Origin of the sequence: Gaetbulibacter jejuensis, assembly GCF_039524015.1 — a bacterium.
In the GTDB taxonomy this organism is placed as follows: Bacteria; Bacteroidota; Bacteroidia; order Flavobacteriales; family Flavobacteriaceae; genus Gaetbulibacter_B; species Gaetbulibacter_B jejuensis.
Window position 1 is genome coordinate 1,290,106 of sequence record NZ_BAAAGF010000001.1, and the last position, 15,611, is coordinate 1,305,716.

The following is a 15,611-nucleotide window of genomic DNA, read 5'->3' on the forward strand; positions in this document are numbered from 1 at the left end:
AAGGTATTACTGCTTTTTTAAGGATGATTTTCTCACGATGAGTTCAGGAGTAAGTACGATTTGTTTCTCCATTTTAACGTTTTTTCCGTTATTAACTTCCTCAAGAAACACTTGAGCGGTCATTCTACCCATTTCAATTGGCGACTGATCAACAGAAGTAATTGACAATTCCATAAAACGTGTAAACGGTTCGTTACTAAATCCTACTACACAAATATCTTCTGGTATTTTTAGGCCTTGAGCTTTTATTTCTTGAATGGCACCTAAAGCGGTAAAATCACTGGAAGAAAAAATAGCATCAGGAGGTCTTTCCATGCTAAGTAAAGCTTTTGCTGTTTTTCTTCCTTCTTCAACTTTACTATGGGTTTCAATAACTAAACTTTCGTCAAGCTCAAGACCATGGTCTAAAATAGCTTGTTTATAGCCTAAATAACGATTTTTAAAGATTTCTAAAGACCTATCATTAGATAAGTGAGCTATTCGCTTGCAGCCTTGTTCAATTAAATGTTTGGTAGCTTCATAAGCACCATTAAAGTCATCAATAGTTACAGAGCTTACTCCGCTTATGTCTTTTTTTCTATCAAAGAAAATTAAAGGAACGCGCTTACGTGATAAACTATTAAATATTTGATTTTTGGTTTTAGAGTTTGAAATTGACATTAATATACCATCAACCTGAGCATTTAACAATGAGTTTATGTTACCAGTTTCTAAATTTTCTTGATCATGGGTTTGACAAATAATAACATGGTATCCTTTAGGATAAAGCTCTTCTTCAATACCTCTAATTACTGAAGCAAAAAAGTTACTATCCATACGTGGTACGATAACGCCAACATTGTAACTTTTACCACTTTTTAAAGCTCTAGCGAGCGTGTTTTGCTCGTAGTTCATTTCTAAGGCAGTTTCCTGTACTAGCTTACGTGTGTTTTCGCTTATCTTCTCATTGTTGTTTAGAGCTCTTGAAACGGTTGCAGCTGTTAGGTTTAGCTTTTTTGCAATGTCATATATGGTTGTCTTTTTCTTCATTGAAAATAATTAAAGTCAGAATTATGGCAAAAATACACTATTTGTAAAATTTCATTCTATTTTAATTGGATAGCATTATTTCATTTAAAAAATTAACAGTATGATTCAATGTGGTTTCAAACCATGGATGTAGTAACCAGAATGAGTGAGGACTATCTTCTAAAGTGTGGGTTTCGCTATAAATTTTGTATTTGTCTAGTAATAAAATCATATCATCACGTCCAGCGTGAAATCGTTCTTGTGAACTGTTTATAAATAGAGTAGGTGGAGTGGAAGCATTAACATACTCTAGTGGAGATGCTTCTTTCCAGTTTTTAAAGTTTTCTGATTTAGTGCCATTTAACCATATACTTGCCATTTTGCCTTCTGCGGAAGCCTCTGGATGAATGAAAGACACAATACCATCAATATTTATAATGGCTTTTACACTTTTTGAAATCTCTGAAGTATCTCCAAAAGTATCATTCTTTGGAGCTACTCCAATTAAAGTCGCTAATTGCGCTCCTGCCGAAGTTCCTAAAACAGCTATATTGTTTGGTTCTATATTGTAGGTTTTTGCGTTTTTGCGTATCCATAATATAGCATCTTTCAAATCTAAAACTGCTGCAGGATAAGGTGCTTCCAATCCTAATCTATAGGATACTGTAATGGCTACATAATTTTTTAAAGCTAAATGTTGAGCCATCACTTGCTGGTTTTCTTTGCTTCCGGTTAACCAACCACCACCATGAATAAGTAAGACAGCCGGATAAGTTTGAGTTTCATCAGTATTAGGTGAGTAGATGTCGACTTTTAGTTGAGAACCATTAATAGTTTTGTAAACTACATTTGTTTCAGCTTTTATTTTATCTGAAACTATTGGTTCAATTGGAGAAACATCAGGATAATATTTTTTTAATTTTTTATAAGTGGTTTCAATGGTATAGGGCTTAAACTCTTGTTTGTTGTCTTGAGAATAAGAACTAAACATTAGTAACAAAAGAAAAGTGAAACTAAGTATGTGTCTTTTAGGAACTATCATTTTGTTATTCTAAAAAATTCCACATCAGCATAACCACCACGTTTTGCTTCTTGAGTACTTATTGAAAATAAACCTACTTTAGCACCAATCCATTTTCCTTCTTTGGCTTTAAATGGGTTTCCAATTTTTTTGAATTTTTTTCCATTTTCGGAATATAAAAACTGACACATAGCGTTTGGAGACGACACTTCAACTTTAAAGTAAGCTGAATTTGATTTAAGTTTTACTGATTCGTTAACAACTTCAGGACTACCATCAATGGCTTTTAACGCTTCAGTTTGATTCAAATAGAATCCGTTTTCATCATGCGAAATGCTTAAAGTTGCATAATCGGTTCCCATAACAATTAAACCAGCGATTTTACCTTTTTTAGCTTCTTCAGGAAAGAGAGAGATTTTGGTACTTACTGAAAAACTTGGAGCAGGAAATTTTTGTAATAATAAATTAGGAACTAACCACAAATTAGGAAGGTTCTCAGGAGGTTTTATTGAAAACAATCTTAAGTGATTTTTACTTCTCAATTTTGCGTGCCATAAAACATTAGGATTTGCATTCCATTGCCACTGTAAACCAATCTTATCACCTTCAAAATTATCAGTTTCTTGAGGTGTTACAATTGGATAGGATTGTTCAATATTTGGTTTTTTATTTTTAGTAATAGGTTCTCCAATTCCGTTACCATCAATATCTTTTCCCATAATAGGCCAGTTGTCTTTCCAACTCATTGGCTGTAAATGCACAATTCTACCATAGGCTTCCACATCCTGAAAATGATAAAACCAAGATTCTCCATTAGGTGTATCTACCCAAGCACCTTGATGAGGTCCGTTTATGATTGTGCTTCCTTGCTCTAAAACTACTTTTTCTTCGTATGGACCATAAATGCTTTTTGAACGTAAAATAAGTTGCCAACCAGTAGCTACTCCACCAGCAGGAGCAAAAATGTAATAATAACCATTTCGTTTATAAAATTTTGGGCCTTCAACAGTGTCATGGTTTTCGTGACCATCAAATACATGAACACCTTTGTCTATAACTTGAGTTCCTTCTCTATTCATTTTATTAACTGAAAGCAAGCTTTTAACACCTGCTCTACTTCCTGCGTAAGCATGAACAAGATAAGCGTCACCATTATCATCCCAAAGCGGACAAGGATCGATTAAACCTTTTCCTTCCATAACCAATATTGGTTTATCCCAAGCTTTACTTGGGTCTTTGGTTTTTACCATATAGATTCCAAAATCTGGATCTCCCCAATAAATATAAAATTCATTATTGTGATACCTTATACTTGGAGCCCAAACACCATTTCCATGCTGAGGAACATTAAAAACATCAACAGGAACTATTTCTTGTAGAGCATGATTAATTATTTTCCAATTTACCATGTCTTTTGAATGTAAAATAGGTAATCCTGGGACAGCATTAAAGCTAGATGCTGTCATGTAATAATCATCACCAACTCTCACAACATCAGGATCTGAATAGTCTGCATAAATAATAGGATTGGTGTAAGTGCCATCACCATTATCAGAAATCCAAACCTCAGAATTGTTTTGAGAAATAGATAGTTGAATGCTAAAAATTAAAAGTACTAAAGGGCTAAATTTCATAGGTATTATTGATTTAATTCCAAACTCGCTAAAATAAATGGACCAGTACCTTTTGGATCGTTGGAACGAATGATTTCGTTTACATAATAGTCAAAAGAACCATCTCTGTAAGGATTACCACCTAAACCAGCAACACCACAACATTTGTTAAGACTAACAATACCTTTTTCATCCACAGAAATAAGATTGTCGATTAAGCCTTTATAGCCTTTTTTGGCCACATTAAGATAGCTTTTCGGTAAATAGCCTTTGTTGGCACCTTTGGCAAACGTATAGGTAAACATCGCTGTACCTGTAGCTTCAAGATAATTGCCTTTTCTGTCGCCTTGATCTAATACTTGATACCATAATCCAGAGTCGTGTTGCACTTTGGTTATAGCTTCAGCATATTGGTTAAGGTATTCAATAATTCGTGCTCTTCCTGGATGATTTTCAGGTAAAACATCTAAAACATCTACCATTGCCATTCCATACCAACCCATGCCACGAGACCAAAAATGTTGCGAGTTACCTGTGTCTTTATTAGCCCAACGTTGCTCTTTGCTTTCGTCCCAACCATGATAAAGTAATCCACTCTTTTCATCACGACTATGCTTTTGAATCAAATCAAATTGCAAGACAACATCGTCATATATTTTTTGTTTTGTGGCTTCATCTTCAACATAATCTCTTGCGTATTCAGTATGAAATGGTTCAGCCATATACAAACCATCTAACCACATTTGATACGGATAAATTTTCTTGTGCCAATAACCACCATCAGATGTTTTTGGTTGTGATTCCATTTGGCTGTTTAAGGTTTCCATTGCTGTAAGGAAACGTTCTTCTTTTGTTTTAGGATAGAGGTATAGCAACACATCACCAGATTTAATCATATCAAGATTTTGATTTGACAACTTATAGGTTTTTATAGTTCCTGTGCTGTCAATCATAGCATCTGCATAGGCATAAACATAATCGTAATATGTTTGGTTTTCGGTTTGCTCATAAAGTTTGGCGCACGCGCTCAAGACTAGTCCTGGTGTGTAGCTCCATTTAGGTTTTTCCCTGAAATCTAGAAGTGTTGGATCTGGAAAACGTTCAATTTCTGAAAGCATCATGCGCTCAGACCACTTTAAGTCTTCAGAAATTATAAGTTCTGTTGTTGTGTTTTCTGAAGTTGTTTCAGTTGTATTGCTTTTGTCTTTACAGCTGAAGCTTACCAAACAAGTTGCAATGGTTAATGAAAAAAAGGTTTTTTTTAGAGTCATGATGTTATGTTTTATAAGGCGTTTGAACGGTCTAACTGTTCAAGTTTTTGGTCCATGTCTTTTATGAAATCTTCTTGATTGGTGATGCCATTAAGTTCTTGTTCCCAAGCTGCCAAGAAGTAGTAGGTAAGGGTTTCGGTTGTTGGTTTGAAAACGACCAAATGATCATCTTTACCAGTAGTTTGATTAGCGACTTTATCTTTTTTGTAGAATAAAGCCATCCCTAAATTGTCTGGAGGACTTGCAAGTGTTTGCGTTCCGTAGGTAGCAATATAAGCCCATTGTTGTCCTTCCTTTTTGAAAAATTCTACATCATGGTTTACAATTCCTGTACAAAGACCTTCAATAGCTTTTGACGGACTTAACTCAGCTTTGGTGAATCTGTCGTGAGGATAAATGGTTAATTTAGAATTCAAATCAATTACATCAGAACTAGATTTCCAACCTGTGTATGTAATGTTGACTGAAGAACTTTCGGAAGTATTTTCAATTTTGGCTACTGTGTTCTCCACCTCTTGAAAATGCACAATGGTATCTGAAACCACGCGTCCATAACCTCCAATTCCCATAGATTTTCCTGCTTTCAGAATATCTTGTCCCCAAGCTGAAGGCTCATGATATGAATCAAATCCGTCTTGACCAACTTGAGGCAGCACCATTGAATCTACCTTCTTTCCGAAGATATCAATCGCATTCCTCCAGTCGAGATACAAACGGTAACCAACCTGACTGTTTTCCCAACCTGGTCCTTCATAGCGAATAAACCACGTGTGATCGGTATGTTGTTTTGGTAGTTGTAATGAATTGACATTTTTAAAGGATGTGCCATTAGCATATTCTTCATGACCTCTAGGACCATCAATCCATTCGCCACCTTCCGCTACGGAGATTTCGGCATAAGTTTGTTGTGCTGTTTCTTGAGTTTCAACACCATCGTAACTAGGAGTTTCCTTACTTTCAGTTTTGTCCTTACATGCCATCAAGCTTAATGCGATGCCTAGTGCTAATATCGATTTTTTCATTGTGTAGGTTTTAATACGTTTTACCGTTAATGGTTGTGTTTTCAAATGTTATAGGTTCAGAATTTTCTACAGACAAATCCGTTTTAGCACCTTTAATGTGAACATTTGTAAGTGTGACATTCTTTACAAAACTTTCAGGACGACCTTTTATGAGTACACCATATTTTCCACCGTTTTCAACAGTAATGTTTTCAAGGTGAATGTTTTTAATGGTAGGCATGTAAACACCTTCTTGGTTAGCATATGTGCCGTAGTACGTGTTTATTTTTAGAACCGCTTCCTTAACCTGACCAACCTGAACGTTTTTAACGTAAACATTTTCCACAAAACCACCACGAAGCGTATTGGTCTTTATTCTGATGGCTCTATCAAGTTCGGGACTATCCATTTTACAGTTTCTAACATACACATTTCTTACTCCAGCTGAAATTTCACTTCCCATAACAACACCACCATGGCCATCTTTCATATCGCAATTTTCAACCACGATGTTTTCACTTGGAATATTTACTTGTCGACCATCATTATTTCTACCAGATTTTATAGCAATACAATCGTCTCCTGTGTCAAACACACAATTTTTGATAAGTACATTTTTTGCATATTCAGGATCGCAACCATCGTTGTTTGGTCCATGACTTTTTACAGTGATACCATCCACAGTAACGTGATTGGATTTGATTGGGTGAACCACCCAAAAAGGTGCATTGGTAAATGTGACACCTTGAATTAAAATGTTTTCGCATTCAAAAGGCTGCATGAATTGTGGACGCAATTGGTAGCCTTCTCCAAATACACGTTCAGAAACAGGAATGTTGTTGTCTGACATTTCCCATAAACGTGGTAAGTTGTGTTCGTCTTGTTGACGTGGTTCACCTTCGGTATAACCATAAACATCTTTACCACACCAAGCCCACCAATTGTCATTACTAGCTTGACCGTTGAATGTGCCTTTTCCGGTTACAGCAATATTTTTTTCTTTGTAAGCATAAATAAGAGGTGAGTAGTTCATCAATTCTTGACCTTCGTATGAAGTATGAACCACTGGTAAATACTCTTTTGTGTTGGTTGAAAACAGCACTTCAGCACCTTCTTCTAAATGTAAATTCACATTGCTTTTAATATAAATTGGTCCAGTAAGAAATTTTCCAGATGGAATAATCACTTTTCCACCGCCAGAATTGTGACAGCTATCGATAGCTTTTTTAATGGCTTCACTATTGTTTGTTGTTCCATCTGAAACTGCACCAAAATCAGTAATGTTAAAAGTTTTATCAGGAAATTGAGGCACAATGATACTTTTTATGATAGCATCTGCTGCTTCAAAATGATCAGGTGTTGCATCTTCTTTTTTTTCTTCTGCTTTTTCTTTGCAGCTAAACGCAAGTAAAGTTAAGCATAGACTCAAGAGGGTGAGTTTTACAAAGTTTGTAGGTGTCTTTTTCATGTAATTTATATTAGTTGTTGTTTAATATTGAAAAGCTATATAGTTCAATATTTGAATAATTTTTATCTAGTGTAAATAGAGAAGCATCAGCTTTCATGCAATCTAATTTGTGCTGTCTTTCCCATTTGTTAGGAATACCATCATTATCTGAGTCTTTTTCAGGATGTTCAGTTTTTAAAGTTGGCCATCCGCCAACATCGTCTTGCGAGTCGATAATTCCTTTTTTATAATCCGTTTTACCTTTAATGACATTGTTTACAATACGAATATCAACAGCATCTCTGTTTTTGCTTGCTCCAGCATGATCTAAAACTGTTTGGTAAGCAGTTTGAGCATTAGTTGTAATGATATTGTCTTTAATGTCGATTGGGCTGTATAATACTGTTTCTAAAGGGTTGTCACATTGTATGCCACCTTTCCAGTTGTTTTTGGAAATAGTATCGAAACCTTCAACATAATTGCCACTAACATAAAATTTACCATAAGGTTCAGAAGGATTTACGATGCGATTTTTTTTAGATTCTTTAGTAGCAGGTCCAGATTTGTAATAATTATTGATAATATTATAAGTGCCTTTTTCACCTCCATAAATACTGTTATCTCCCCAATTGTAAATGACGTTGTTTCTAAAATCTACAAATTCGTTTTCAGAATTTTCTGTGGTAGAAGAACCGCTAAACCGCGGATTTCTGCTATTGTTGCTTGCAATTAAATTGTGATGAAACGACACATTGACTCCTCCCCAAATGCCTCCATAACCATGTTTACCTTTATGATGAACCGATTGGTTGAGCGCTTCAGAAATGATACACCATTGCAGTGTGAAATTCTTGTTATTGTAAAAAGAAGCGTTTTCATCTGTTCCCCAGCTGATAGAGCAGTGGTCTATAATAACGTTTTCGGTATTTCTACAACCCAATGCATCACCTTCAATTTTATTTGTGTCTCCCATTCTAAATCTTAAATATCGTAAAATGACATTGTTTGATTTGATGGTTACCGGAAAACCTTTTAGTGTAATGCCATCACCAGGAGCTGTTTGTCCTAAAATGGTTAAATCTCCTTTGTTTATGTCTAATTTTGATTTGAGTTCTATGGTTCCCGATACATCAAAAACGATTATTCGAGCACCACTTTTTAAAATCCCTTTTCTTAAACTGCCTTCGCCATCATCATTTAGATTGGTAACTTTATATACAAATCCGCCTCTACCACCAGTAGTAAATTTACCAAAACCTTCAGCTGAAGGAAAAGCTAAAGGTTGGCAAAAAACAAAACTGCCTAGTAGTGTTATAATGATAAATAGGATGTATTTTTCTTTAGACATTAGTTTAATTACTGAATTATTAGCTCAAAGTTTGTTTTTAATGTAAAAAGGAGGAATGCTATCTAAACACGCCTCCTCTTGATGACTAATTCAAATGTATGCTTTTTATTGTAACCATCGTGGATCACCTACATTGTTGTCTACAACAGTTTGCGTTGTAACTGTGAAATCGCCATTTTCGGCATCAACAAATCCAGGATCCAATGTGTTGTATGTTGTACTATCGTCATAACGAGTTACTGACGAATCATATAAAGTTGGTGCATTAAAATAGTTGTTATTCTGAAAAGTAATAGTCTCATCGGTAGCGTTATTGTCAGAATAACCTTCAATTTCAGTATCAGTAATTAAATTGTTTTGACTTGTAATGTCGTTAGCATCAAATCTTACATAGAATAATCTTCTGCTTGATGAATTTGAACAAGCATAAAGTGTACAGCTTTCTAAAGTTATATTACAAGTTAACCCTGTTCCAGCTGATGACCCTGAATTGTCAATTCTAAAAAAGTCTCTACCAGGAGCACAGTTATCAAAGGTGCTTGTGTTTACATTTATATTTAAAACGTCAGAGTTTCTAAAATCTATAAAATCTCCACCGCTAGTAAGAATATCAGTTACTATACAGTTTTCAACTGTTAATGATTGAAGAATAGCGTCTGTTTCATTTCCAGCAATGAATGATCTATTATAGTCATGGATGTTACAACCACTTACAAGTAAAGAGTCAAAATTACCCGCACCTGTGTAGCGTACAGCATCAGTTAATTCTAATGCAACATCTCCTGTTAGGTCTAAATCAACTAAACCAACATCTGTAGCGCCTCCAACGATAGCAAAACTAACTTTTAATAAAGGTTTGTCAAAGTTGTATAGGCCTCTAATGGTGATAGACTTGTCTAAGGTTATTGTTCCAGTTTGATCAGTGTAATCTCCTGCGTCTAATACTAACACAGCGCCAGCTTCTGCATCGGCAATCATTTGAAATAAGTCGTCTTCAGGTGTTACTAAAACACCATCTCCAATATCAATTCCAGTAGTAAAAGTTGTAACACCTCTTATAGTTGTGTTGTTCAATAATTGTGCAGTGTATTCTGTTTCTCCGGTTAAACCTGCTACAACAGCAATTCCAGCTGCTCTTTCTTCAGGAGTTATAGTATGCACAATGTTTCCTGGATTTAGTGCAATTTCAGTAACTGTACTATTTGCTACCCATCTAAGAGTTGCTTCGGTTGCTAATATATCTCCTGGTTCTTCAGGTAAAAATAATTGTTCAGTTAAAGTTTGAGCAGTAACATAAGCATAGTTAGAATCTTGAAGACCTCTTGAGCTTATTGCTTTAACTCTTATGTAGTAAAGAGTTTCTCCATTTAGCTCTACTTGAACAGGTACTTCATTGGATGCGACATCAACTGAAGCTACTAGTGTAGAGAATTGTTCATCTTCACTAAACTCAGCTAAGTACATTTCTACATTTTTATCTACATTCCAATTAAGCTCAACTGTTGTTTGCGTTCTAATTATAGAAGTAAGGTCAACTGTAGCAAACTCTCTGTCAATTTGTAGTTCTTCTATTAGTTCATCTTTTTTATCGCAACTAGAAAAGGAAAATAATAAGCCCAGTACTATTGCAATTGCTTTTAGTGTATGTTTTGTTTTCATAATAACTTTATGCTTCTTTTTATAGTTTTTTCTAGTATCCATAGTCATTTACTAACAAGCCATTACTTGAGTCAAGAAATACTTGCCAAATAGGCCAGAACTGTCTATCATCTGGATTTACTCCTAGTTTAAATAGAGAGTTTATCATGTCATCTTCAATTGTTGTCCATTCGAAAGCAGAATATTCTGGTCCAGGGTTTACATCTTCATTTCTGTTTAATCCATAAATCTCGAGTGTTTCAGCATCTTCTTCATATTTGTAATATAATGTAGAAGGGACATCAGCATATTCGCCAGTACGATTCTTTAGGTTGAACATTTTTATTTTAGCTTCTTCTAGATTAGCTCCTAATAAATTCCAACGAATTAAGTTTTGTTTACGTTCCATTTCACCAGTAAATTCATACATATGTTCTTTAACTATTGCGTTAAACATATCTTGAGGGCTTGATAATCCGTCAACATAACTGTCTACTTTTTCAGCATGAAGTTCAGAAGGGAATGCTCTCATACGTACTTCTTTTAAATAAGGAGCAGCAGCACCAGGTCCTTGTAATTCATTTGCAGCTTCAGCGGCAATTAGTAATACTTCTGCAAAACGCATATAAATTTTATTTACACCATCATCGTTAGTGGAAGTAACATACCTATTCATCCACTCATAACGGTATTTTCCAAAATACCAAGTATCTAAACCTACAAGCTCTTGTACTGAAAATCCATCAGCATCAGGGTTTCCCCATTGGTAAGGTACACAAGTAACGTCTCTACGAGTATCATCTTCATCAAAATCATAGAAAACGGTTGGTAATGGACCCGCAATACCACCTCTAGCTTGACCTGTGTGTTGGTCAACACCACGATGTCTTACAGCGAAAGAGAATAATACTCTACCACGACCAGCTGAGAATGGTATTTCCCATAGTGATTCTCCACCAGCACTAACGTTTTCTTCGTTGTAGCTTCTCCAAAAATCTTCAAATGATGGCTCTAAATGAGCAGTACCACTTTCAATAACATCAGTAGCTTCATCTAAAGCTAAAGTGTACATGTTTTGAACAGAAAGCGCAGGATCGTTACTTCTTCTTACTCCATCAGGGTATTGTTGGTATCCACTAGCAATCATTGCTAAACGAGCTCTAAATGATTTAACAAATGCTTTGTTAACTCTTTCTACACTTGTTGTTGATGATGTTTCGTTAGGCCATGCAACTAAGTCAGAAGCTTCACCTAAATCAGCAATGATTTGTTTGTAAATAATATCGCGATTAGATTTTGCTAAGTATATAGTTTCGGAGTTTATAGGTTCAAAGCGTGCAGGTACATCTCCCCAAGCTTTCATTAAGTCGGCATAGTAAACGGCTCTTAATGTTAATGCTTCACCTAGTAATTGTCCTAATTCAGTACCTGGTTCAGGATTACCAAATTCTCTTAAACCTCTAATGCAAATATTGGCTCTTTCAATACCTAAATACATCATAGCCCAAGCATTGTTTGAGGAGTTCATTTGCGAGTTGTTTGGTTTTGCATCATAAATGCAAAGGTCTCCTTGAGAGCTACCTACATCATCAGAACTGTAGTTCCATTCAGCATCAGTATTAAATCCATAAAAAGGTATGAATCTACCTCTATAGGAGTTAGTTTGTCCCATTGGTTCCATAATTCCATCAACAGCACCTCTTGCAAGTCCAGGTGTTGAGAAAATTATAGATTCATCTAAAGTTGATTGAGCTGGTGCATCTAAGAAATCATCTTCAAATTCTTGGCAAGAAGTGAAAACTCCAGCTATTACTATTATTCCAGCAATTATTATTTTTTTCATCTTTTAAAAAATGTTTAATTTAGAAATTAAGGTTTAATCCAAAAAGTAATTGTCTACTTCTAGGGTATGGAGAATAATCTACTCCAGGTGTAAGAGGCGTTCTTCTTCTTGTAGACACCTCAGGATCAAGACCAGAATAGTTTGTAATAACGAAAACATTATTAGCAGTAGCGTAAAATCTTAATTTGGTAACACCTATTTGTGATACTATAGATTCTGGTAAAGTATAACCTAATGTTAATGTGTTTAGTCTTAAAAATGAACCATCTTCAACAGCCCAGTCACTAAATACAAAGTTTTGCATAAATGGAGACCACATTGTAGTATTAGCATTTAAAGCTTCTAATTGAGCAGGGTCCGTTACTAGTTGTCCTGTTGAAGGGTCAAGGTTAGTCCATCTGTTCCCATCAGCCATTATAGTGCTTAGGTTTCTATATTGACCATTTTGGTTAGAGGTATTAAACTCAATTTTATTTGCATTATAAATATCATTTCCAACGCTCCAGTTAAATGCAGCAGTAAGGTCAAAACCATAAGCACGAGCATTTAATGACATACCACCTGTATGTTTAGGGTTGGCATTACCTATAATAGTCTGGTCATTTACATCAACAATTCCATCACCATCAATATCTTTTAATTTCATGCTTCCAGGCATTACGTTGCCTATTACAGCGCTATTATCAGCAACACCATCTAATAAAGTGTAAGTACCAGTACTTGAGTCATAACTGAAGTCAGAAACTTCATAGCGACCATCACTTTGGTAACCATACATTATACCAACAGGTTGTCCAACTTGTACAACATAGTCATTACCTATTTGTGTAGAAGCCCAATTAGTGTTATCACCAAAATCTTCCATAATACCTAAAGAGTTGATACGGTTTTTGTTCATCCCAATATTGAATGAAAAGTCTAAGCCATAGTCTTCTTTGTCTATAGCAATTACACTTAAAGAAGCTTCAATACCAGTATTTTGGATTTCTCCCATATTTCTATATTGGCTATCATAACCAGTTCCAGGAGTTGGGAATCTAATTAAAAGGTCTTCAGTAATGTTTTTATAAGCTTCAAAAGCACCAGTTACTCTTCCTCTAAATAAGCTAAAGTCTACACCAATATTTTGAGATATAGTAGTTTCCCATTTTAAACTAGGGTTTGCTAAAATATTTGAAGCAGACCAATAGTTATCAATATCATTTAAATATGAAGTAGTTGATGATTCAAAGTTTTGTACTGTTTGTCCTGCAGGAATGTTATTGTTACCAGCTTGTCCGTAACTTAGTCTAAGTTTAAGAGTGCTTAACCAATCAACATCTTTAAGAAAATCTTCTTCCGATATTTTCCATGCTACAGCAGCAGAAGGGAAGTAACCCCATTTGTTGTTTCCTAAGAATTTACTTGAACCATCAATACGATAAGTAGCGGTTAAAAGGTAACGGTTTTTGTAATCGTAATTTAAACGACCAAAGAATGATAACAACTTGTCATCAGGACTGTAAAAGTTATCTACAGATAAAGGTGTACCTTGAGTTGTTAGATTAAGAGCTGTTTGAAAATTGAAATCAGCAGGAAACCCTTGTATTTCGCTAGTTACTCTATTGTCTTTAGAGACAATCATTTCTTGTCCTACTAATAGTTTTAAACCATGGTCATCACCTAGTATGTTTTTGAAATCATAGTTTAAAGTATTTGCATTTCTAAAGCTTTCTCTTTTTCTGTCTCTAGAGAGTATTGCAGGTAAGCCTTGGTTTTCTGCTGCAGGTCTGTTGTTTGCGTAATATGTTGATCTTCCGTAAAAACGGTAGTCTAAATCATCTCTAGTGTTTAAACCTAAATCTGATTGAAATTTAAGATTGTCTAAGATTTTCCAAGAGAAGCTACCTAACATATTAAAGTTTTTTCGCAATTGTAAACGTTGGTTGTCATCTACAGCAACATAAGGATTTACTAAATAACTAGATAGTGCTTCATCAGTATTTGTAGTAGTTAACCCAGGAAGAGGAATAGGTGAGTACCCAACACTGTGCCTAAGTCTTGCGTCAGCAGATGATATTTCATTTTGCTCGTTTGCTCCACCACCATTAATTTCTGTGTCCGAATATCTAAAAGTAAAAGATAAATCTACTTTTTCACTTACTTCACTTTTTAATGCTAATGAAAGGTTAGTTCTCTTAAAGTCTGAACCAACCATAATTGTTTTTTCATCATATAAAGCGTAATTGAAGTTATAGTTAATTTTTTCTGATCCACCTCTAATTGATAAATCACGACTTTGAACCTCACCAGTTTCTCCGTATATCTGCTTTTGCCAGTTGTTTCCTCTCATTCCTATATATTGATCATAGTCATCATATAAACCGAAATAGGTTTCGTAAGATTCTGGTTGCTCATCTAATAATGCATATTCATATTGCCATTTAACATAATCTTCAGGCGATAAAACATCAATAGTATTAGCTAGTTTTTTAATACCATAGAACATATTATAATTTACAGATATTTTTCCTTCCTTACCACTTTTTGTTGTTATGATAACAACTCCATTAGCACCTCTAGAACCATATATAGCTGTAGAAGAAGCATCTTTAAGTACACTTATAGTTTCAATATCAGTAGGAGAAATATCACTTAAACTATTGATAGGGAAACCATCAACAATTACTAATGGAGAACTATCTTGTGTTAGCGATCCAGCTCCTCGTACTCTAATGTTTATTTCTGCATCAGGCGAACCTTCGGTAGATAAAACCTGAACACCAGCTAAACGACCAGTAAGTGTTTCAGCTACGTTAGATATACCTTGCTCTTTTAAATCATCACCACCTATAGATACTACTGAGCCTGTTAAATCAGATTTTCTTGCAGTACCATAACCAACAACAATTACTTCATCCAAAGCTTCAAGGCTTGGTTTAAGGACTACGTTAACAGTGCTTTTTCCTGATACACTGACTTCTTGAGTTACGTAGCCAACATAAGAAAATACCAAAATAGCATTAGAACCACTAACACTTATTGAATAATTTCCATCAAAATCGGTTACTGCTCCTGTTGAGGTTCCTTTTACTTGAACTGTTACACCAGGAAGAGGACCTCCCATATCCTCTGCAGTTACTGTTCCATTTACTGTGCTACTTTGAGCATAAGTAAATGTGCTACTAAATACAAAAAATGCGAATAGCATTAACGAAAAAGGTTTTATAGAATAAAACCTTGATGTTTTTCCTTTCTTAGATTTGAAAAACAAAAAATCTATTAAAATGTTACACATGAAAACTGTTAGTTTAGTTAGTATTAAATGTAATCGATTGCACAAATTTATCATTATTTTTTAAATACGCAAATAATTCACTCCTATTTTTTTAATATGCTAATTTTTTGCACTAAAAATTGCGGATTATTAACTAGTATGTTC

Annotated in this window: 10 protein-coding genes; all 10 read right to left on the minus strand. The window is 34.9% G+C overall.

Annotated elements, in window-relative coordinates:
- Window positions 1-6: 6 nt before the first annotated feature.
- The 10 genes from ABD011_RS05665 to ABD011_RS05710 all read right to left on the minus strand — a co-directional run bounded on the left by ABD011_RS05665 (window position 7) and on the right by ABD011_RS05710 (window position 15,380).
- The gene (locus tag ABD011_RS05665; RefSeq protein WP_343796502.1) at window positions 7-1,029 is read right to left on the minus strand and encodes a LacI family DNA-binding transcriptional regulator; all 1,023 of its coding nucleotides are present in this window, start codon (window positions 1,027-1,029) and stop codon (window positions 7-9) included.
- Between the two features lie 61 nt (window positions 1,030-1,090).
- Window positions 1,091-1,999 (minus strand): alpha/beta hydrolase, encoded by a 909-nt coding sequence (locus tag ABD011_RS05670; RefSeq protein WP_343796504.1) that lies wholly within the window; start codon window positions 1,997-1,999, stop codon window positions 1,091-1,093.
- A gap of 47 nt (window positions 2,000-2,046) precedes the next feature.
- Window positions 2,047-3,663, minus strand: a complete 1,617-nt coding sequence (locus ABD011_RS05675) for a glycoside hydrolase family 43 protein (RefSeq protein WP_343796506.1) — start codon at window positions 3,661-3,663, stop codon at window positions 2,047-2,049.
- Window positions 3,664-3,668: 5 nt separating this feature from the next.
- Window positions 3,669-4,913, minus strand: coding sequence for a glycoside hydrolase family 88/105 protein (locus ABD011_RS05680; RefSeq protein WP_343796508.1), 1,245 nt, complete (start codon window positions 4,911-4,913; stop codon window positions 3,669-3,671).
- Window positions 4,914-4,924: 11 nt separating this feature from the next.
- A complete protein-coding gene (locus ABD011_RS05685; RefSeq protein ID WP_343796510.1) occupies window positions 4,925-5,935 on the minus strand; it encodes a DUF4861 family protein in 1,011 nt (336 codons plus the stop codon).
- Between the two features lie 10 nt (window positions 5,936-5,945).
- Window positions 5,946-7,382 carry a glycoside hydrolase family 28 protein gene (locus ABD011_RS05690; protein ID WP_425545549.1) on the minus strand — a complete coding sequence of 479 codons (1,437 nt, stop codon included), beginning with the start codon at window positions 7,380-7,382 and terminating at the stop codon, window positions 5,946-5,948.
- A gap of 10 nt (window positions 7,383-7,392) precedes the next feature.
- Window positions 7,393-8,709, minus strand: a complete 1,317-nt coding sequence (locus ABD011_RS05695; protein ID WP_343796514.1) for a pectate lyase family protein — start codon at window positions 8,707-8,709, stop codon at window positions 7,393-7,395.
- A 105-nt stretch (window positions 8,710-8,814) separates the two neighbouring features.
- Window positions 8,815-10,368: a DUF5123 domain-containing protein gene (locus ABD011_RS05700; protein ID WP_343796516.1), complete on the minus strand. Its 1,554-nt coding sequence runs from the start codon at window positions 10,366-10,368 to the stop codon at window positions 8,815-8,817.
- A gap of 31 nt (window positions 10,369-10,399) precedes the next feature.
- Entirely contained in the window at window positions 10,400-12,190 is a 1,791-nt protein-coding gene (locus ABD011_RS05705; RefSeq protein ID WP_343796518.1) for a RagB/SusD family nutrient uptake outer membrane protein, read from the minus strand.
- Between the two features lie 19 nt (window positions 12,191-12,209).
- Window positions 12,210-15,380, minus strand: coding sequence for a SusC/RagA family TonB-linked outer membrane protein (locus ABD011_RS05710; protein ID WP_343796520.1), 3,171 nt, complete (start codon window positions 15,378-15,380; stop codon window positions 12,210-12,212).
- Window positions 15,381-15,611 lie beyond the last annotated feature (231 nt).